Source organism: Pseudomonas sp. B37(2017) (assembly GCF_002112885.1).
Classification (GTDB): Bacteria; Pseudomonadota; Gammaproteobacteria; order Pseudomonadales; family Pseudomonadaceae; genus Aquipseudomonas; species Aquipseudomonas paraglycinae.
In genome coordinates, this window is the sequence record NZ_NEIX01000008.1 from 19290 (window position 1) to 38705 (window position 19416).

A 19416-nucleotide genomic window follows, 5' to 3' on the forward strand; every position below is an offset into this window, starting at 1 on the left:
GCGAGGTTCGACGTTGATGAAGAGAAAACTCCGATCAGGCATGAGCGCCAGCCTGCTGGCCGTGGCCGCTTGCGTGGCCCTGCATTCGCCGTACAGCCTGGCAGCCCGCGATGCCCAGACCATCCTCAAGGAAACCTGCCAGGGCTGTCACACCCCTGAAACCGGCGACCAGTTGAGCCGCATCAGCCACCAACGCAAGACCCCGGAAGGCTGGCTGATGAGCATTGCCCGGATGCAGACCATGCACGGTTTGCAGATCAGCGATGACGACCGTCGCACGCTGGTCAAATACCTCGCCGACACCCAGGGCCTGGCGCCCAGCGAAACCGATGGCGTGCGTTACGCACTGGAACGGCGGCTGAACACCGTCGAGCAGTTCGACGAGAAAACCGCGCAGATGTGCGGCCGTTGCCACTCTGGCGCGCGGATCGCCCTGCAACGGCGTCCGGCTCAGGAATGGGAACGTCTGGTGAATTTCCACCTCGGTCAGTGGCCGTCGCTGGAATATCAGGCCATGTCCCGCGATCGTGACTGGTTCGATATTGCCCGCAAGGAAATGGTCCCGCTGCTGGCCAAGCGTTATCCGCTGGATAACCCGGCATGGCAGTCCTGGATCAAAACCGCACCGAAAGCCGAGGCGCTGGTGGGCGACTGGAGCTTCAGCGGCCATTTGCCAGGCAAGGGTGAACTGGCCGGCACCATGAGCGTCACCGCCGATGGCAGTGACACCTTCAAGGTCGCCGTCAAAGGTCAGTACGCCGACGGCAGCCCGTTCAACGGCGATGGCAGTGCGATCCTCTACAGCGGCTACGAATGGCGCGGCAACGTGACCGTCGATGGCGTGACCATGCGTCAGGTGTTCGCCGCACAAGGCAACGCCATGCAGGGCCGGATGTTCGAGGCCGAGCACGATGAGCGCGGTTTGGACTTTGTCGCCGCCAAACAGGGTTCGCAGCGTTTGCTGGCGGTGCAGCCAGGTTATGTGAAGGCAGGCAGCGAAACCGAAGTGACGCTGATCGGCAGCGGTCTGAGCGGCAAGCCGAACTTCGGCAAAGGCGTGGACGTGGTCGAAGTGGTCGAGCAGAACGCCGACCGGATCAAGGTCAAAGTCAAAGCGGCAGCCAATGCCCAGCCGGGTCTGCGCGCGGTCAGCGTCGGCAGCCTGAAAGGCCCGAATCTGTCGGTGTACAACAAGATCGCCTCGGTCAAAGTGGTGCCGGAATTCTCGGTGGCACGGATCGGCGAGGGCGGCGGTTCGACGCCGAAAGTCCAGGGCCGCTTCGATGCCGAAGCCTGGGGCAAGGGTGCGGGCGGCAAGCCGTATCGCATCGGCGTGTTCCCGGCGCAATGGAAAGTCGAAGCCTTCGACGAGCGTGCCAAAGAGGACGAGGACGTCAAGTTCGCCGGTACCATGCAGACCGACGCGGGCGTGTTCACCCCGGGCGATGCCGGGCCGAATCCGGCACGCAAGATGTCCACCAACAATGCCGGCAACCTCAAGGTGATCGCCGCCGTCGACGACGCAGGGAAATCCCTGACCGGCGAAGGCCACCTGATCGTCACCGTACAACGCTGGAACAATCCACCCATTCCCTGATGTTGAAACGTGAGTTGAGCTGAGCGACAGCGATTCAGACACTTTTCGGAATGACCGCAAGTCCCCCAAGCGGGGCTTGCACAGGAGGTTTGCAATGGGCGCTATCTTGAATCTGGTCGAACGTAATCTGCACGAAGTGCACGTCGACGCCGACCGCATGCTGTTCCACATCCCCAGCAGTTCGCTGTTTGCCAGCGATGAACTGACCGGCACCATCATCGATGCGTTGCGCGGCCCCGGTTGCTCCTCGGAAGACCTGATCCAGCGCCTCGGCGCGCGGTTCAACGGCGAGGAAATCAACGAGACCCTGCGCGAGCTGATTTCGCTGGAACTGGTCAGCGACGGCTCGCCGCTGACGCCGGACATCGCGGTCAAACGCGTCGAGCGCACGGCGATCAACACCGTGGTGCTCAACGTCAACACCGGCTGCAACCTGAGCTGCACCTACTGCTACAAGGAAGACCTCGACAAGCCGTCCGCCGGCAAGAAGATGGACGTCGAAACCGCCATCGCCTCGGTGGAAATGTTGCTGCGTGAGTCCCCCGACGAAGAACGGTTCACCGTGGTGTTTTTCGGCGGCGAGCCGCTGAGCAATCGCAAGCTGATCGAGTACATGGTCGATTACTGCGAGAAGCGTTTTGCCGAGGCCGGCAAGTTCGTCGAATTCGTGATGACCACCAATGCCACGCTGCTCACCGAAGAAACCGTGGACTACCTGAATGCACACCGCTTTGGGCTGTCAGTGAGCATCGACGGGCCGAAAACCGTGCACGACCGTAATCGCATCACCGTGGGCGGTCAGGGCACTTATGACGTGGTGCGGCGCAAGGCCGAAATGCTGCTGTCGCGCTACAACAGCCGTCCGGTCGGCGCGCGGGTGACCCTGACCACCGGCGTCACCGACGTTGAAACCATCTGGGATCACCTGTTTAACGAATTGGGGTTTGCCGAAGTCGGATTTGCTCCGGTGACGTCCGGTGATATCAGCAGCTTTAACCTGACCACTGACGAGTTGATCGAAGTGTTCGCCAGCATGAAACGCCTCGGTCGGCGTTATCTGGAAGCCGCGCTGGAACACCGCAATATCGGTTTCTCCAACCTGCATCAACTGATCACCGACATCCACGAAGGCCATAAAAAGGCCCTGCCGTGCGGCGCCGGACTGAAGATGCTGGCGGTCGATCACAAGGGCGAACTGAACCTGTGCCATCGCTTCACCGGATCGTCGCTGCCGACCTTTGGCAACGTCCACAGCGGCGTTAAACAGGTCGAGTTGAACGACTTCCTGTCCCAGCGCCTGGATCGCACCAACACCGGTTGTCATGACTGTCAGATCCGCAACCTGTGCTCCGGCGGCTGCTACCACGAGAGCTATGCCCGCTATGGCGACCCGGCCCACCCGACTTATCACTACTGCGAACTGATGCGTGACTGGGTCGACTTCGGCATCGAGGTCTACACCCGGATCATGGCCAACAACCCTGCGTTCATCAGCAGCTACATCACTCCGCGCAAGGCTCACTGATATGAAACATCTCAAGGCAATCAATAACAAAGCGTTGAAGCTGGATCAGGCCGCGGACGAGAACCGCATCGAAGAAGTGGTGGCGATGAGCTCCGTTGCCGGTTGCGCCTCGACCACCGACCCAGGTTGGGAAATCGATGCGTTCGGCGGGGTGTCGTCGCTGTGCCAGCCGATGGAGGCTGACCTCTACGGTTGCTCCGACCCGTGCTGGTGGCCGGCCCAGGTGCCGGACATGATGAGCACCTACCCGGACTGGAACAAGGATGCCCAGGCGTCCAACGACAACTGGCGCAACCTCGGCACTGTCTTCCCGAAAGACAAGTGATCCCCAAGAAAAAGGATTCCAGCATGCCTAGCCTCAACAAAGCCTGCGGTGTTGCCGCACTCGCGGTTCTGAGCGCCTGTTCGCTTCCGGTTCTGGCCGATGAAAACACCGCGCTGCAAGACGGTCACGAGTACATGTTGACCACCAACTACCCGAACAACCTGCACGTCATCGACCTGGCGACCGACAGCCTGTACAAGTCCTGCAAGATGCCTGACGCCTTCGGCCCCGGCACCGTACAGCTTTCGCCGGATCGCAAGACCGCGTATGTGCTGAACAACCATTACGCCGATGTCTATGGTGTCGAACTGGACAGTTGCAAGCAGGTGTTCCACGCCAGCATCACCCAGCAGCCGGGGGAAAAGGCGCGGTCGATGTTCGCCTTCACCGTCAGCCATGACGGCAAGGAGCTGTACACCATCGCCAACCCGACCCAGATGCTCAATGACCGATACGAGGTCAAACAGCCGCGTCTGGACGTGTACGCCACCGACGCCGGGATGGACGCCAAACCGGTGCGCAGCTTCCCGGCGCCACGGCAGTTGACGATCATGCAGAGCGGCGATGACGGCACGCTGTATGTGGCCGGTGCTGATGTGTACAAGGTCGATGTGAAGAGCGGCAAGTTCGACGTGCTGATCCCCAGCCGTCACTGGAAACGCCCGAACTACAGCGCGCCGGACGTGCTTTACGTGTGGAACCAGCAGACTTACCGCCACGATTTCTCTCTGCTGTACACCGCCGCCAAGTTCAAGGACAAGAAGCAGGACCCGGCCACCGCTGAATACCTGTACGGCTTGTTCAGCGTCGATCTGAAAACCGGCAAGACCGAAACCACCGATTTCGGCCCGCTGACCGAGATCTACTTCAGCGGCATGCGCTCGCCGAAGGATCCGAACCTGATGTTCGGTGTGCTCAATCGTCTGGCCAAGTACGACATCAAGCAGAAGAAGCTGATTCAGGCGGCGACACTGGACCATTCCTACTACTGCATTTCGTTCAACAAGGAAGGGAGCAAGATCTATTTGGCCGGGACCTTCAACGACGTGGCGATCTTTGATGCCGAGACCATGAAACAGACTGGCAGCATCAAATTGCCGGGTGGGGATATGGCGATTACCACGGCGCAGATTTTTGTTCGGTAATTAGCGGCGTCAGGGATGACGCCTTCGCGAGCAAGCTCGCTCCCACAGGGAATTTGTGAACGGCACAAAACCAATGTGGGAGCGAGCCTGCTCGCGATCAGGCCTTCAAAGGCTCGGAAAAATCAGGCCCCGGGCACCGGGCAGCTCATGTCACCTTCCTCACATTTCAAATATTGCTTGAGCGCCTCGGTTCGCGTCTTTGTCACCGAGGCGATGCAATTGTTGTAGATCAACGGATAAACACTCCCGCCTGCCACGCCGGATGCCGAAAACTTGCACTCGGCATCGCGAAACCCGATCCACGCCCGTTGCGCGCTCACCAGCAGTTTTTTGCCATCAGGGTTGTCCTTCAACCGGGCGGTAATCTGCTGATAAACCGTGTTCAACTCCTTGTCCGCCGCTTTGTTTTCCTGCGCGGCGCACTGATTCATCGTCGCCTGATCGCTGGCATTGGCGCAGTCCACGGCAGCGTGAGCAATAGAAGTGAAAAGAAAGGGTGTCAGGGCCAGAAGCAGACGTGGGGACATGAGTCATCTCGCTTTGATGAATGAACGTGCCGGGCAGTTTAGCGACTTCGTAGCGCCATCAGGGTTTGTGCTGTCTCGATGCGTTGAGCAAGCGTTCGGCGGTCGCGGCAATTTCCTCTCCGTCATGCAGTTTTTCCAGCCATCCGAACGGGATTCCCTGCACGCCGTAATGGGCGCCGGCCAACTGGCCGACGATGGCAGCCGTGGTGTCCGCGTCATCGCCCAGATTCGCCGCTTGAAGGACGGCCGCGGCAAAACTGTCGGTGTGCTGGAAGCACCATAACGCCGCTTCCAGGGATTCGACGCAGTAACCACTGCCGCGAATGTCGCGCTCGGTCTTGTGCAGGTACTCGCCCCGGGCAATTGCCGCCACCTTGGGCTGGCTGAAGGCTGTTGGCGGCAGGGTGCGCAGTTCCGATTTCGATGCACCTTCCAGGGCCTTGCAGAGCAGTTCGGCAAATAACCGGCAGCATTCGATGGCCTCGGGGGCCGCGTGCGTGGTGCGAGAACTGTCGGCGGCGAATCGCCTGATTTGCCGGGCATCGGGGAAATAAAACAGAACCACGGGCACCAGTCGCATCAACGAGCCATTGCCGGCACTGTGCGGGTCAGTAGAGCCGGCAAACGGCTCTCCGGTGTGTTGGTAGCGATCCAGCGCCTGACTCACGGTCATGCCGACATCGAAACATTCGCCGGTCGAACTCAGATAACCCCATTGCCACCAGTTCAGGTAGCGGCCCATCTGGTCAGCGGCATCGAAGCCGTTTTTGTTCAGCAGACTTTCCGCCAGGCACAACGCCATCGAGGTGTCGTCGGTCCATTGACCGGGCTTCAGGCGAAACGGCCCGCCACCAACCATGTCGGTCAGAGGCTGGAAGCTGCCGCGCGGCTGGAATTCGACGGTGGTTCCCACGGCATCGCCGCAGGCCAGGCCGAGCAGGGCGCCACGGTAACGTTCGGGGAGAGAGAGCTGCATGATGACGTCCTTGTGTCGTTCAGTTCGCTGCGAACGTTATCAGTTTCGCCGCGCTGATCCGTGCGCATTCTGACGAACCGGCGCCCTGAAATACTGCCGGATATTTCAATCAGAGCCGACCGTTGCACTGGATTGATACAACTTCGGATTGGACATGTGGTCATACAAGCCTACTGTTCAAAACAGGAGGTGACGTATGAAACCAGTACCCAACAGCTTTGAACGTAAAATCATGCTCAGGTCGCCGCGCTCCCATGTCTGGCGCGCCCTGGTCGATGCCGAGGCGTTCGGCCAGTGGTTCGGCGTTGCGCTGGAGGGCCGGCGGTTTATCGCGGGTGAATGGACGCAGGGGCAGGTGACGTACCCCGGTTATGAACATGTGCTCTGGAACGTGCTGGTGGAACGGGTCGAGCCGCAGCAGCTGTTCTCCTTCCGCTGGCACCCGTACGCGGTGAACCCGAAAATCGACTATTCCCAGGAACCGACCACCCTGGTCAAATTCGAACTGCAGGACTACGAGAACGGCACGCTGCTGAAAGTCTCCGAGTCAGGTTTTGCGCACATTCCCGACGTGCGCCAGAAGGAGGCGTACTACATGGACAGTCGGGGCTGGGAAGAACAGTTGAGTCGACTTGAGCACTTCCTCACGGAGAGCGACCGGGCCCGCGAGCGTGAAGGTGGCTGATCTCGACCTGTTCACGCCGTGGCTGGAACGCTGGGCGCTGGCGCCGGACGGCAAGCCGATCATCACCCCGGGCAGCCGCCTGTTGCCGGTGCGTCAGTGCGATGCACCGGCGATGCTGAAAGTCGCGGTGGACGACGAAGAAAAGTACGGCAACCTGCTGATGACCTGGTGGGACGGCGACGGTGCCGCCCGGGTGCTCGCGCATCACGAAGAAGGCTTGTTGCTGGAGCGGGCGATGGGCCAGCGTTCGCTGATGCACATGGCGCTCAACGGTGAAGACGACGAAGCCACACGGATCATGTGCCGAGCGCTGGCGCGCCTGCACGCACCGCGACCGACGCCGCCACCGCCGTTGGTGGAACTGGCGCCGTGGTTTGCTTCATTACGAGTGGCCGCAGCCCGATACGGCGGCCAATACGCCGAATGCCTGCAAACCGCCCAGGCCTTGCTCGCCGAACCGCAGGACGAGGTGGTGCTGCACGGCGACATGCACCACGACAATGTCCTCGATTTTGGCTCACGGGGCTGGCTGGCCATCGACCCCAAGCGGGTGGGGGGCGAGCGCGGTTACGACTATGCCAACCTGATCTGCAACCCGGAATTGCCAACGGCCAACGACCCTGAGCGCTTTCGGCGACAAGTCGACGTGATCTGCGAAGCAGCGGGAATCGAGCGAAAGCGTCTGCTGCAATGGGTGCTGGCGTTCGCCGGACTGTCTGCCGCATGGTTTCTGGAAGATGACGAGCAAACTGCGGCAAAGGGACAGCTGAAAGTTGCGCAACTGGCGGCTTCTGCGCTCGAAGCCTGACACGTCTAAGGGTTTTCGGAAGGCCCGCTATGGCGAATGTCTTACACGCGATGGTAGCTATTTCGACTATTGCCGATTGGATCCACAGCGTAATCTAGCCCCATCAACTGAAGCACAGGGAGTGTTTCAGGATCACGGATGATCGACCATTAGCAAGGATCGCTGCCGACAGGGAGTCGATAATGGTCTTGGGAAAAACCCGCTTCGGCGGGTTTTTTTTCGTCCGCAGAAAAGTGCCGTGCCCAAACAGAAACACCGCCGATTGGCGGTGTTTCTGCATCTGCAGGTTTTACGAGGCGATCAACTGGCGCAACACGTAATGCAGGATACCCCCGGACTTGAAGTACTCGACCTCGTTCAAAGTGTCGATGCGGCACAGCACTTCGATTTTCTCCTGGTGCCCGTTTTCACGGGTGATGACCAGCGTCAGGTTCATCCGTGGCGTCAGCTCGACACCGCTCAGCCCCTGAATATCCAGGGTTTCCTTGCCGGTGAGGTTCAGACTCTTGCGGTTCTGATCCAGCTTGAACTGCAACGGCAACACGCCCATGCCCACCAGGTTGGAGCGGTGGATCCGCTCGAAGCTTTCGGCGATCACCGCTTTCACCCCCAGCAGGTTGGTGCCCTTGGCCGCCCAGTCGCGGCTGGAACCGGTGCCGTATTCTTGGCCGGCAATCACCACCAGCGGCGTGCCCGAGGCTTGATAACGCATGGCCGCGTCGTAGATTGCCAGTTTCTCGCCGGTCGGAATGTAGATCGTGTTGCCACCTTCTTCGCCGCCCAGCATTTCGTTGCGGATACGGATGTTGGCGAAAGTGCCGCGCATCATCACTTCGTGGTTGCCCCGGCGTGAACCGTAGGAGTTGAAGTCCCGTGGCTCGACGCCTTGCTCGCGCAGGTAACGCCCGGCCGGGCTGTCGGCCTTGATATTGCCGGCGGGGGAGATGTGGTCGGTGGTCACCGAGTCGCCCAACAGTGCCAGTACTCGCGCACCTTTCACATCGGCGATCACCGGCAAAGGCCCGGCAATGTCGTCGAAGAACGGCGGATGCTGGATGTAGGTCGAATCCGCCTGCCAGACGTAGGTCGCGGCTTGCGGCACTTCGATGGCTTGCCACTGTTCGTCACCGGCGAACACTTCAGCGTATTCCTTATGGAACATGGCGGTGTTGACCTGATTCACCGCATCGGCGATTTCCTTGCTGCTCGGCCAGATGTCACGCAGGTAAACCGGATTGCCCTGTTGGTCGTTGCCCAGCGGCTCGCTGCTGATATCGGTGCGCACACTGCCAGCCAGGGCGTAAGCGACAACCAGCGGCGGCGAGGCCAGCCAGTTGGTTTTCACCAGCGGATGCACCCGGCCTTCAAAGTTGCGGTTGCCGGACAGCACCGAAGCCACGGTGAGGTCGGCTTTCTGGATGGCTTTTTCGATCGGTTCCGGCAGCGGGCCGGAGTTGCCGATGCAGGTGGTGCAACCATAACCGACCAGTGAAAAACCGAGCTGATCGAGGTACTGCGTCAGCCCGGCGGCTTTGTAGTAATCGGTGACGACTTTTGAACCCGGAGCCAGCGAACTCTTCACCCACGGCTTGCGGGTCAGGCCCTTTTCCACGGCTTTTTTCGCCAGCAGGCCGGCAGCCATCATCACGCTCGGATTGGAGGTGTTGGTGCAAGAGGTGATTGCGGCAATCACCACCGCGCCGTTTTTCAGACGATAGGTGTGGCCGTCGTACTCGTAATCTGTTTCGCCGACCAGATCGGCGTTGCCCACCGCGACACCGCCACCGCCTTCGCTTTCCAGACGTCCTTCTTCTTTGCTGGTGGGTTTGAATTGTAGGTCGAGGAAGTCACTGAACGCCTGGCCGACGTTCGGCAGCGAGACACGGTCCTGCGGACGTTTCGGCCCGGCGAGGCTGGCTTCGACGCTGCCCATGTCCAGCGCCAGGCTGTCGGTAAACACCGGTTCCTGACCGGGCAGGCGCCACAGGCCCTGAGCCTTGGTGTAAGCCTCGACCAGTTTCACCACTTCAGGCGGACGGCCGGACAGGCGCAGGTAGTCGAGAGTCACGTCATCCACCGGGAAAAAGCCGCAGGTCGCGCCATATTCCGGGGCCATGTTGGCGATGGTTGCGCGGTCGGCCAGCGGCAGGTCGGCGAGACCGTCGCCATAGAACTCGACGAATTTGCCGACCACGCCTTTCTTGCGCAGCATCTGGGTCACGGTCAGCACCAGGTCGGTGGCGGTGATGCCTTCCTTGAGCTTGCCGGTGAGTTTGAAACCGATCACTTCCGGAATCAGCATCGACACCGGTTGCCCGAGCATCGCCGCTTCCGCCTCGATCCCACCGACGCCCCAGCCGAGTACGCCGAGGCCGTTGATCATGGTGGTGTGGGAGTCGGTGCCGACCAGCGTGTCAGGGAAGGCATAGGTGCGGCCGTCTTCGTCCTTGGTCCACACGGTGCGGCCGAGGTATTCGAGGTTGACCTGGTGGCAGATCCCGGTGCCCGGCGGCACCACGCTGAAGTTGTCGAAGGCGCTCTGGCCCCAGCGCAGGAAGGCGTAGCGTTCGCCGTTGCGCTGCATTTCGATGTCGACGTTCTGTTCGAAGGCGCTGGCGCTGGCGAACTTGTCGACCATCACCGAGTGGTCGATCACCAGATCCACCGGCGACAGCGGGTTGATTCGTTGCGGATCACCGCCGGCCTTGGCCATGGCGGCGCGCATCGCGGCCAGATCGACCACGGCGGGGACGCCGGTAAAGTCCTGCATCAGCACGCGGGCAGGGCGGTACTGGATTTCGCGGTCGGAGCGGCGCTCCTTGAGCCACGCGGCAATTGCTTTGAGGTCAGCGCCGGTGACGGTTTTTTCGTCTTCCCAGCGCAGCAGGTTTTCCAGCAGGACTTTCAGCGACATCGGCAGCTTGTCGAGATCGCCCAAGGTCTTGGCGGCATCCGGCAAGCTGAAATAGTGATAAGTCTTGTCGTCTATTTTCAGGGTTTTAAGGGTGTTCAGACTATCGAGGGACGGCATTACGATCACTCCTTTGAATCCGCACGGCTACGGATAGAGGGGACGAATAGAGCTTTAAACCTAGCCCTGTTTTAGGTAGCTGGCTAATAACTGGACTCTATGGACAGAACCAAGGTTCCGACATGGGCTATCATGCGCCGGTTTTCGTGACAGGCTTTGCTTCAACGCAGGGTCTGGGCATCGCGCAGGGGATGAATGATCGCCCTCTGCCCAGGAGTAAGAATGAACACCCTATTCATGCATTGCCGGCCAGGCTTCGAAGGCGAAGTCTGCTCGGAGATTTCCGCCCTCGCCGCTCAACTGAACGTGGCCGGCTACGCCAAGGCCAAACCGGCCACCGCTTGCGCCGAGTTTGTCTGCACCGAAGAAGACGGTGCCGAGCGCCTGATGCGCGGTCAGCGTTTCGCCGAGCTGATCTTCCCGCGCCAGTGGGCGCGCGGGTTTTTCATCGATCTGCCGGAAAACGACCGCATCAGCGTGATTCTCGCGAACATGGCCGAATTCCCGGTCTGTGGCAGCCTGTGGCTGGAAGTCGTCGACACCAACGACGGCAAGGAACTGTCGAACTTCTGCAAGAAGTTCGAAGGCCCGCTGCGCAAGGCCCTGACCGGCGCCGGCAAACTGGTGGAGGACGCCAGCAAGCCACGTCTGTTGCTGACGTTCAAGAGCGGCCGTGAGGTGTTCCTCGGTCTGGCCGACGCCGGTAACTCGGCGATGTGGCCGATGGGCATTCCGCGCCTGAAGTTCCCGCGCGAGGCGCCGAGCCGTTCGACCCTGAAGCTGGAAGAGGCCTGGCACCACTTCATCCCCCGCGATCAGTGGGAAGATCGCCTGCACAGCGACATGACCGGCGTCGACCTCGGCGCGGCGCCGGGCGGCTGGACCTGGCAACTGGTCAATCGCGGCATGCTGGTCACCGCCATCGACAACGGCCCGATGGCCGAAAGCCTGATGGACACCGGTTTGGTGCAGCACTTGATGGCTGACGGTTTCACCTTCAAACCCAAGCAACCGGTGGACTGGATGGTCTGCGACATCGTCGAGAAACCGGCGCGCAACGCTGCGATGCTCGAAGAGTGGATCGGCGAGGGCCATTGCCGGGAAGCGGTGGTCAACCTCAAGCTGCCGATGAAGCAGCGTTACGCCGAAGTGAAGCGCTTGCTCGAACGCATCGCCGACGGTTTCAAGGCCCGTGGGATCAAGGTCGACATCGGCTGCAAGCAGCTTTACCACGACCGCGAGGAAGTGACCTGCCATTTGCGCCGCCATGACGTGAAGAAAACCAAAGCCCGCTGAGCACGCGACAGGTGACCGAACACCCGGCATTGGGCGACAATGCCGGCCAGTTTCAGGAGTGAATCATGAGTGAAATGATTGATACGCCGGTCGACGGCACCCTCGATGCCACGGGCCTCAACTGCCCGGAGCCGGTGATGATGCTGCACCAGCACATCCGTGACCTGGTGCCCGGCGGCCTGCTCAAGGTGATCGCCACCGACCCGTCGACCCGCCGCGACATCCCCAAATTCTGCGTGTTTCTCGACCATGAACTGGTGGGGCAGCACGAAGAGGCCGGGACCTATCTGTACTGGATCCGCAAGAAATCCGGGTGATCGGAAGGCAAAAAAAAGACCTGCATGTGCAGGTCTTTTTTTATGGCCGGTCAGCCCATCGAACGGCTGATGCGAATGCGTTTGCGTGCACTGCGCGTCAGGCGGATCGACAGCATCAGCGCCGCGCAGCTGAGGCCGACGATCAGGCCTTCCCACAAGCCGCTCGGACCGCGTGGCTCGCCGAGCCAGTCGGTCAGGCCGAGGGCGTAACCCACCGGCAGGCCGATGCCCCAATAGGCGAACAGAGTCAGGATCATCGTCACCCGGGTGTCCTGATAACCGCGCAGGGCGCCGGCGGCGGTGACCTGGATCGCGTCGGAGAACTGGAACAGCGCCGAGTACACGATCAGCATCGCCGCGATGTGAATCACCATCGGATCCGACGTGTAGATCGCCGCAATGTGTTCGCGCATCAGCAGCATCATGCTCGCCGACAGGCAGGCGTAAGCCAGCGCAGTGCCCATGCCGACACCTGCGGCGAAACGTGCTTCACGGGGTTCTTCACGGCCCAAAGCTTGGCCGACGCGTACGGTCACGGCCATGCCCAGCGAGTACGGAATCATGAACACCAGCGAGCTGACGTTCAGCGCGATCTGGTGCCCGGCAACGACCGTGGCGCCGAGGCTGCCGATCAGCAGCGCGATCACCGCGAAGATGCTCGACTCGGCAAACACCGCGATGCCGATCGGCAGACCGATGGCCAGCAAACGCTTGATCACCGCCCATTGCGGCCAGTCGAAACGGCTGAACAGTTCGCTCGACTTGTAGGCCGGCGCCCAGCGCTCATAACTGGCCAGACCCAGCGCCATCACCCACATCACGATGGCCGTGGCCCACCCGCAGCCGACGCCGCCCATCGCAGGCACGCCAAAGTGGCCATAAATGAACACGTAGTTCAGCGGAATGTTCAGCGCCAGACCGCACAGGCCCAGCACCATCGCCGGGCGCGTGCGACCGAGGCCGTCACTGGTGCAGCGCAGCACATGGTAGAAGGCCACCGCCGGCAGACCGCTGGCGATGCCGTGCAGGTACTGCATGCACGGTCCGATCAGTTCCGGATCGACTTTCATCAGATGCAGGATCGGTTCGGCGCTGATCAGCATGGTGGTCGCCATCAGTCCGACTACCAGAGCCAGCCACAGGGCCTGACGGACGATCGGGCCGATTTCGCTGTGGGTGCCGGCGCCGAAGCGTTGGGCGACTTTCGGCGTGGTGGCCAGCAGGGTGCCGGTCATCAGCAGGAACACCGGCACCCAGATCGAGTTGCCCAGCGCCACGGCCGCCAGATCCTTGGGCCCGACGCGCCCGGCCATCACCGCATCGACGAAGCCCATGGCGGTGGTTGCCAGCTGCGCGATCATGATCGGCAGGGCCAGGCCGAGCAGATTCTTCAGCTCCAGGCGAACCCGGGCAGGGCGGTTGAGGGAAACGGCAGCAGGGCGGTCAGTCACGGAATTCACAGGCAAAGCGTCCACAGGGGTTGATGCGCAAGGCCGGGCATTCTACGCCGCTGACGTTATGGTCAGGAAAAATCCTCTGTTGCGGATTTGTAATCGCCGCGTCCCATCAAGAAATCACAGCCTGCTGGCTCATCGCAGTCCCAGCGCCTACACTGCCGATCCGCCCAAGGAGCCCCGCCATGCTGATTGTTGCCGACGAAAATATCCCGCTGCTCGATGCCTTTTTTGCCGGTTTCGGCGAGATCCGCCGGGTGCCGGGCCGTTCCATCGACCGGGCCACGGTCGAACAGGCCGACGTGTTGCTGGTGCGCTCGGTGACCAACGTCAACCGCGCACTGCTCGAAGGCAGCAAGGTGCGTTTTGTCGGCACCTGCACCATCGGCACCGATCATCTGGATCTCGATTACTTCAACGAGGCCGGCATCACCTGGTCCAGCGCGCCCGGCTGCAATGCCCGGGGCGTGGTCGATTACGTGCTCGGCAGCCTGATGACCCTGGCCGAAATCGAAGGCGTCGATCTGCGTGAACGTACTTACGGTGTGATCGGCGCCGGTGAAGTCGGCGGTCGCCTGATCAAAGTGCTCAAAGGCCTGGGCTGGAACGTGAAAGTCTGCGATCCGCCACGTCAGGCGGCCGAGGGCGGCGACTATGTCAGCCTGGAGCAGATCATCGCGCAGTGCGACGTGATCAGCCTGCACACCCCGCTGACCCGCAGCGGCGACGGCGCGACCTGGCACCTGTTCGACGAGCAGCGTTTGCAGCGGCTCAAGCCCGGCGCCTGGCTGATCAACGCGGCTCGTGGTCCAGTGGTGGATAACACCGCGTTGCGCGAAGTGCTGCTGGAGCGTGAAGACCTGCAAGCGGTGCTCGATGTCTGGGAAGCCGAACCGCAAGTCGATGTGGCGCTGGCCGAACTCTGCGTACTGGCGACGCCGCACATCGCTGGTTACAGCCTCGATGGCAAACAGCGGGGCACCGCGCAGATCTATCAGGCGTACTGCGAATTTATCGGTGAGCCCGCGAGCATTCAGCTCGGCGATCTGCTGCCGGCGCCGTGGTTGTCGGAAGTTTCCCTGCATGCCGACAGCGATCCGGCCTGGGCGCTGGCGATGTTGTGCCGTGGCGTATACGACCCGCGCCGGGACGACGCGGATTTCCGTCGCACGCTGCTGGGCAGTGTCGGTGAGCAACGTGCTGCGTTTGATCTACTGCGCAAGCAGTATCCGGCGCGACGCGAGATCGAAGGCTTGAAGGTGCGGATCGACGGCGATTCGCCGGCCCTGCGCCAGATCGTGACCGCGCTGGGCGCTGTGGCCGTATAAACAGCGGGCAGAAAAAACCCGGCCTGCAAGGGCCGGGTCAGGAAGACGGTGGCGATATCACTTTTGTTCGGCAGGCTTGACCAATCGCTTCTCCAGTTCGCTGCAAGCTTCCTGGATCATGTCTTCAGTGATCTCGATTTCACGCCCGTTTTCGTCGATGATCGAGCAACCCAGAGGTTGGCCGGGCTTGGTGCGGATCACTTCAATCTTGTCTTCGCTGCTGTTTTGCAAGGACATGGCCTGTCTCCTCATCAGGTTGTGTGCCTAGGTTAAAACCGTCAGGTGACCAGGCTGTGACAACTCCCTGCGGTCGATCCGGAACGGCATCTCCACTCAAACAGAAATGACCGTCTGTCTCAACCCGGACCTTAGACCAATAGCATCTAGGGGGTAGTCTTGCCGGTCATATTTAACCTGACTCATTGTGATTTACAGAGTTCCTCCCCATTTGAGTCTGTAGGCTGGCCCTATCCATCAGCACACGACGTGAACCTGAATGATCCCGATGCTTTCCTCGCGCCACCGCCGGGCCTTGCGCCTGACCAGTCATTTTCTTGCCCCTTATCGCTGGCCGGCGTTCGGCGCACTGCTCGCGCTGATCGTCACGGCGGGCATCACCCTGTCGATGGGGCAGGGCATCAAGTTGCTGGTCGATCAAGGCTTCATGACCCAGTCGCCGCACCTGCTCAACCAATCCATCGGCCTGTTCATGCTGCTGGTGTTCGGCTTGGCGGTCGGCACCTTTGCGCGGTTTTATCTGGTGTCCTGGATCGGTGAACGCGTGGTGGCGGACATCCGTCGACAGGTGTTCAACCATCTGGTGTACCTGCATCCCGGGTTTTACGAGGACAACCGCAGCTCGGAAATCCAGTCGCGGCTGACCGCTGACACCACGCTGCTGCAATCGGTGATCGGCTCGTCGCTGTCGCTGTTCCTGCGCAATTTATTGATGGTCATTGGCGGTGTGGTGCTGCTGTTCATCACCAACCCAAAGCTCACCAGCATCGTGGTGATCGCACTGCCGTTGGTGATTGCGCCGATCCTGATTTTCGGCCGCCGCGTGCGTAACCTCTCCCGGTTGAGTCAGGACCGGATCGCCGACATTGGCAGCTACGTCTCGGAGACTCTCGGCCAGATCAAGACCGTGCAGGCCTATAACCATCAGGTTCAGGACGAACAGCGTTTCGCCGGCACCGTCGAGCAGGCATTCGAGACTGCGCGCAAACGGATTTTTCAGCGGGCCTGGCTGATCACGCTGGTGATCGTGCTGGTGCTCGGCGCCGTCGCGGTGATGTTGTGGGTCGGCGGCATGGACGTGATTGCCGGGCGGATTTCTGCCGGTGAACTGGCGGCGTTCGTGTTCTACAGCCTGATCGTCGGCAGTGCGTTTGGCACGTTGAGTGAGGTCATCGGTGAATTGCAGCGAGCAGCCGGCGCCGCCGAGCGCATCGCTGAATTGCTGCGTTCGGAGAACATTATCCAGCCACCGACCACGGGATTGGTGACGCTGCCGGAGCGAGTCAAAGGCGAGCTGGAATTGCAGGATGTGCGTTTTTCCTACCCTTCGCGTCCCGAAAGCCTCGCCGTCGATGGCTTGAGTCTGACGATCAACGCCGGCGAAACCCTCGCGCTCGTCGGCCCGTCCGGCGCGGGCAAGTCCACGGTGTATGACTTGTTGCTGCGTTTCTACGATCCCCGGGAAGGGCGGATCCTGATCGATGGCGTGCCGCTGACGAGCCTTGATCCGCTGGACTTGCGTCGCTGCTTCGCGCTGGTCTCGCAAACCCCGGCGCTGTTCTTCGGCAGTGTCGAAGAGAACATTCGCTACGGCTGCCCCACCGCCACGCTGGAGCAGGTGCGGGAAGCGGCGAAAATCGCCCACGCCCATGATTTCATCGAACAGATGCCCGACGGTTACCAGACCCATCTGGGTGACGGCGGCCTCGGCCTGTCTGGTGGACAACGCCAGCGCCTGGCAATCGCCCGGGCGCTGCTGGTCGACGCGCCGATCCTGCTGCTCGACGAAGCCACCAGCGCCCTCGACGCCCAGAGCGAACACCTGATCCAGCAAGCGCTGCCGAGCCTGATGCAAAACCGCACCACACTGGTCATCGCCCACCGGTTGGCCACGGTGAAAAACGCCGACCGGATCGCGGTGATGGATCAAGGCAAACTGGTTGCGATCGGCACGCATCAGGAGTTGATTGCGAGTAACCCGTTGTATGCGCGGTTGGCGGCGTTGCAGTTCAGTGATGGTCATCAGGCTTCGACCGACCCAGTAACCGACTAAGTAACCGACCATGTAACCGACCCAGTAGAGCGCCATAAAAAATGCCCGCATCTCTCGATGCGGGCATTTTTGTTTACGTCGATCTATCGGCGAAACACGCCTCGATCACTGATCATCGAAATACCGCTCATGCCAGTCCACCAGCGGTTGCGGCGAGTTGAGTTTCTGGCCGTAGATCACCGAGTAGGACAGCACGTTCTGCACGTACTGGCGGGTTTCGTCGAACGGGATGCTTTCCACCCAGACGTCGAAGCTCAGGTGGTCGGCGCCGCGCAGCCACTGGCGCACGCGGCCGGGGCCGGCGTTGTAGGCGGCAGAGGCGAGCACGCGGTTGCCGTTGAACTGGCTGTGCACCTGGCTCAGGTAAGCGGCACCGAGCTGGATGTTTTTATCCGGATCGAGCACCTGCTGTGGCGAGGCCAATGGAATGCTGAACTTGCGCGCGGTTTCCTTGGCGGTGCCGGGCATCAGTTGCATCAGGCCGCTGGCGCCGACGCTGGAACGGGCGTCGTCCATGAACGCACTTTCCTGACGGGTGATGGCGAACACCCAGCTCGAATGCAGGCCGCGCACCTTGGCTTCGCGCACCAGTGTGTCGCGGTGGGCCATCGGGAAACGGATATCCAGATCATCCCAGTACTGCGCCTGACTGATGGTGCGGATGGCCGGGAAATACCATTTCAGGTCGTAAGCCAGTTTCGCCTGGGCGACCATTTCGTCGCGGCTGAAATGCCGGCTGACGTGATACCACTCGCGGCGACCGTCGACGATCTGCCCACGGGCGTGGAACTCCAGCGCACGACGCACGCCAGGGGTGTTGCGCACCTTGTTGATCAGCGCCTGACTGAGCACCAGCGGCTTGTTGTTCAGCGAGTAAGGCGACTGCGAGCGGTCGGCGGCGAGGAAGCCGTAGAAGTCACGCTCCCGCGACAGATTCTTGTACAGCGTCTGCGCTTCCGGATTTTGCGGTTGCGCCAGTTCCAGACTGCGGGCCTGCCAGTAGCGCCAGCGGTTGGTAGTGGCCAGATCCTGCGGCAGACGGCGGGTCAGTTGGTAGGCGTCGTCCCAGCGCGCCAGACGCAACAGCAGACGCAGGCGCCATTCGGACACGGTGTTGTCGCGCAGCTCCGGGTCGTACTTGGTCATTACGTCCAGCGCGCGGCTGTCGAAGCGGCGGGCGAGAGTCAGGCCGATTTCCCGGGCGATCGCGACTTTTTCATCCCGGGAGAAATGCATGCTGCTGGCGTAACCGTCGAGCAGGGCCATGGCCTTGTCCGGGTCCTGACGCGCGAGGCGGCGCAGACCGAGGCTGACCACGTCGGACATCGGTTCATCGGCCGGCGTGAACCGCGAAGGCTGGTTGAGCAGTTCCGGTTTCTGCGCCACGTCCACCAGCAGGCGACCGCGCGGGGCGAGGGTGGTCAGGCCGTTGACCAGGCTGTTGGCCAACGGATAGTTGCGGTGCTGGGCGGCGAGCTTGGCGCGTTCCCAGCGTTTCTGTTCGGTCAGTTGACCCTCGGCGGCCCACATGCCGAACAACGCGTCACAGGCGGCGGGCTGGGATTTGCCGGTCAGCCACAGCTTCTCGGCGTTGGCGTAGCCCTCGGCCTTCTTGTTGTGGCTGATCTGGTACTGCGCGTTCAGGCAGTCCAGCTCGGTGAAATTCAGTTTGGGGTCGTAATACTTGACGAACGTCGCCCAGTCGCCTCGATCGGCCAGCCAACGCAACCAGCGCAACTTCATCCAGTTGGCCTGGGGCAGGTCACCGTGCTCGGCGAGAAACTTTTCGATCTCCGCGTTGCTGGCGGTTTTCAGCCGGGCGGTCAGCTCGTCATAAGCCAGGTATGGCTCCAGCGGATAATCAGCCAGTGCCTGGCTGTAACGGAAATACGGGCCGGTGTCGCCCTTGGCCAGGGCGCGCTTGGCTTCATCGTAATACTGGCGTTGGGTGGACAGGTCCACCGCCTGGGCGGATTGAACGGCAGCGGCGGAAAGCAGCAAACATGACAAAACACTGAAGAGGCGACTGCGCATGAGACATCCGGGCAGAGAAATCATGACAAGTGCCGGCCCAAAACCCGCACTGAATTGTCTGTAGCTTAGCCTTTTGCC

The 19416-nt window shown here is 61.3% G+C and carries 16 protein-coding genes; 10 read left to right on the forward strand and 6 right to left on the reverse strand.

Translation table 11 applies throughout. The features are described 5' to 3' along the window. Nucleotides 1–16: 16 nt before the first annotated feature. The 4 genes from peaA to peaD all read left to right on the forward strand — a co-directional run bounded on the left by peaA (nucleotide 17) and on the right by peaD (nucleotide 4592). Nucleotides 17–1597, forward strand: coding sequence for a quinohemoprotein amine dehydrogenase subunit alpha (gene peaA / locus CAF90_RS19795; RefSeq protein ID WP_085608194.1), 1581 nt, complete (start codon nucleotides 17–19; stop codon nucleotides 1595–1597). A gap of 94 nt (nucleotides 1598–1691) precedes the next feature. After that, nucleotides 1692–3122, forward strand: coding sequence for a quinohemoprotein amine dehydrogenase maturation protein (gene peaB / locus CAF90_RS19800; protein WP_085608195.1), 1431 nt, complete (start codon nucleotides 1692–1694; stop codon nucleotides 3120–3122). 1 nt (nucleotide 3123) lies between these two features. Next, nucleotides 3124–3447, forward strand: coding sequence for a quinohemoprotein amine dehydrogenase subunit gamma (qhpC, locus tag CAF90_RS19805; protein ID WP_008016081.1), 324 nt, complete (start codon nucleotides 3124–3126; stop codon nucleotides 3445–3447). Between the two features lie 23 nt (nucleotides 3448–3470). Next, nucleotides 3471–4592, forward strand: a complete 1122-nt coding sequence (peaD, locus tag CAF90_RS19810) for a quinohemoprotein amine dehydrogenase subunit beta (RefSeq protein ID WP_085608196.1) — start codon at nucleotides 3471–3473, stop codon at nucleotides 4590–4592. Nucleotides 4593–4714: 122 nt separating this feature from the next. Here the strand turns inward: peaD and CAF90_RS19815 are convergent, their stop codons facing one another. Both CAF90_RS19815 and CAF90_RS19820 read right to left on the reverse strand, forming a co-directional pair. Then, nucleotides 4715–5119 (reverse strand): lysozyme inhibitor LprI family protein, encoded by a 405-nt coding sequence (locus tag CAF90_RS19815; protein WP_085608197.1) that lies wholly within the window; start codon nucleotides 5117–5119, stop codon nucleotides 4715–4717. A 58-nt stretch (nucleotides 5120–5177) separates the two neighbouring features. After that, complete coding sequence (locus CAF90_RS19820) at nucleotides 5178–6095, reverse strand: ADP-ribosylglycohydrolase family protein (protein WP_085608198.1); 918 nt, start codon at nucleotides 6093–6095, stop codon at nucleotides 5178–5180. Nucleotides 6096–6291: 196 nt separating this feature from the next. On the opposite strand from CAF90_RS19820, the gene CAF90_RS19825 reads away from it, so the two are divergent. Then, entirely contained in the window at nucleotides 6292–6780 is a 489-nt protein-coding gene (locus CAF90_RS19825; RefSeq protein ID WP_007953087.1) for an SRPBCC family protein, read from the forward strand. Continuing rightward, entirely contained in the window at nucleotides 6773–7588 is an 816-nt protein-coding gene (locus CAF90_RS19830; RefSeq protein WP_085608375.1) for an aminoglycoside phosphotransferase family protein, read from the forward strand. The genes CAF90_RS19825 and CAF90_RS19830 overlap by 8 nt, the downstream gene beginning before the upstream one ends. Before the next feature lie 289 nt (nucleotides 7589–7877). Here CAF90_RS19830 and acnA read toward each other — a convergent pair whose 3' ends face one another. Further along, nucleotides 7878–10619 carry an aconitate hydratase AcnA gene (gene acnA / locus CAF90_RS19835; protein WP_085608199.1) on the reverse strand — a complete coding sequence of 914 codons (2742 nt, stop codon included), beginning with the start codon at nucleotides 10617–10619 and terminating at the stop codon, nucleotides 7878–7880. A gap of 222 nt (nucleotides 10620–10841) precedes the next feature. Between acnA and rlmM the strand changes: the two genes are divergently transcribed. Together rlmM and tusA are read left to right on the forward strand one after the other, a co-directional pair. Continuing rightward, a complete protein-coding gene (gene rlmM, locus CAF90_RS19840; protein WP_085608200.1) occupies nucleotides 10842–11915 on the forward strand; it encodes a 23S rRNA (cytidine(2498)-2'-O)-methyltransferase RlmM in 1074 nt (357 codons plus the stop codon). A gap of 65 nt (nucleotides 11916–11980) precedes the next feature. Then, nucleotides 11981–12232 (forward strand): sulfurtransferase TusA, encoded by a 252-nt coding sequence (gene tusA / locus CAF90_RS19845; RefSeq protein WP_007953079.1) that lies wholly within the window; start codon nucleotides 11981–11983, stop codon nucleotides 12230–12232. Nucleotides 12233–12282: 50 nt separating this feature from the next. Here the strand turns inward: tusA and CAF90_RS19850 are convergent, their stop codons facing one another. Further along, on the reverse strand, nucleotides 12283–13692 hold the full coding sequence (locus CAF90_RS19850) for an MATE family efflux transporter (protein WP_085608201.1): 1410 nt from the start codon (nucleotides 13690–13692) through the stop codon (nucleotides 12283–12285). 179 nt (nucleotides 13693–13871) lie between these two features. On the opposite strand from CAF90_RS19850, the gene pdxB reads away from it, so the two are divergent. Further along, entirely contained in the window at nucleotides 13872–15014 is a 1143-nt protein-coding gene (pdxB, locus tag CAF90_RS19855) for a 4-phosphoerythronate dehydrogenase PdxB (protein ID WP_085608202.1), read from the forward strand. A 57-nt stretch (nucleotides 15015–15071) separates the two neighbouring features. On the opposite strand, the gene CAF90_RS19860 is transcribed toward pdxB, so the two are convergent. Then, nucleotides 15072–15251, reverse strand: a complete 180-nt coding sequence (locus CAF90_RS19860) for a PA1571 family protein (protein WP_085608203.1) — start codon at nucleotides 15249–15251, stop codon at nucleotides 15072–15074. A 259-nt stretch (nucleotides 15252–15510) separates the two neighbouring features. On the opposite strand from CAF90_RS19860, the gene CAF90_RS19865 reads away from it, so the two are divergent. After that, the gene (locus tag CAF90_RS19865) at nucleotides 15511–17304 is read left to right on the forward strand and encodes an ABC transporter transmembrane domain-containing protein (protein ID WP_170929412.1); all 1794 of its coding nucleotides are present in this window, start codon (nucleotides 15511–15513) and stop codon (nucleotides 17302–17304) included. 105 nt (nucleotides 17305–17409) lie between these two features. Here CAF90_RS19865 and CAF90_RS19870 read toward each other — a convergent pair whose 3' ends face one another. Further along, nucleotides 17410–19338 (reverse strand): transglycosylase SLT domain-containing protein, encoded by a 1929-nt coding sequence (locus CAF90_RS19870; protein ID WP_007953066.1) that lies wholly within the window; start codon nucleotides 19336–19338, stop codon nucleotides 17410–17412. Between the last annotated feature and the right edge of the window lie 78 nt (nucleotides 19339–19416).

What these genes read in the sequence shown, in the direction of transcription:
- pdxB (WP_085608202.1), top strand. Translation starts at nt 13,872, where the DNA reads ATGCTGATTGTTGCCGACGAAAATATCCCGCTGCTCGATGCCTTTTTT.
- CAF90_RS19825 (WP_007953087.1), top strand. Translation starts at nt 6,292, where the DNA reads ATGAAACCAGTACCCAACAGCTTTGAACGTAAAATCATGCTCAGGTCG.
- qhpC (WP_008016081.1), top strand. Translation starts at nt 3,124, where the DNA reads ATGAAACATCTCAAGGCAATCAATAACAAAGCGTTGAAGCTGGATCAG.
- CAF90_RS19815 (WP_085608197.1), bottom strand. Translation starts at nt 5,119, where the DNA reads ATGTCCCCACGTCTGCTTCTGGCCCTGACACCCTTTCTTTTCACTTCT.
- peaB (WP_085608195.1), top strand. Translation starts at nt 1,692, where the DNA reads ATGGGCGCTATCTTGAATCTGGTCGAACGTAATCTGCACGAAGTGCAC.
- CAF90_RS19820 (WP_085608198.1), bottom strand. Translation starts at nt 6,095, where the DNA reads ATGCAGCTCTCTCTCCCCGAACGTTACCGTGGCGCCCTGCTCGGCCTG.
- tusA (WP_007953079.1), top strand. Translation starts at nt 11,981, where the DNA reads ATGAGTGAAATGATTGATACGCCGGTCGACGGCACCCTCGATGCCACG.
- peaA (WP_085608194.1), top strand. Translation starts at nt 17, where the DNA reads ATGAAGAGAAAACTCCGATCAGGCATGAGCGCCAGCCTGCTGGCCGTG.
- CAF90_RS19870 (WP_007953066.1), bottom strand. Translation starts at nt 19,338, where the DNA reads ATGCGCAGTCGCCTCTTCAGTGTTTTGTCATGTTTGCTGCTTTCCGCC.
- CAF90_RS19860 (WP_085608203.1), bottom strand. Translation starts at nt 15,251, where the DNA reads ATGTCCTTGCAAAACAGCAGCGAAGACAAGATTGAAGTGATCCGCACC.
- rlmM (WP_085608200.1), top strand. Translation starts at nt 10,842, where the DNA reads ATGAACACCCTATTCATGCATTGCCGGCCAGGCTTCGAAGGCGAAGTC.
- acnA (WP_085608199.1), bottom strand. Translation starts at nt 10,619, where the DNA reads ATGCCGTCCCTCGATAGTCTGAACACCCTTAAAACCCTGAAAATAGAC.
- CAF90_RS19865 (WP_170929412.1), top strand. Translation starts at nt 15,511, where the DNA reads ATGATCCCGATGCTTTCCTCGCGCCACCGCCGGGCCTTGCGCCTGACC.
- peaD (WP_085608196.1), top strand. Translation starts at nt 3,471, where the DNA reads ATGCCTAGCCTCAACAAAGCCTGCGGTGTTGCCGCACTCGCGGTTCTG.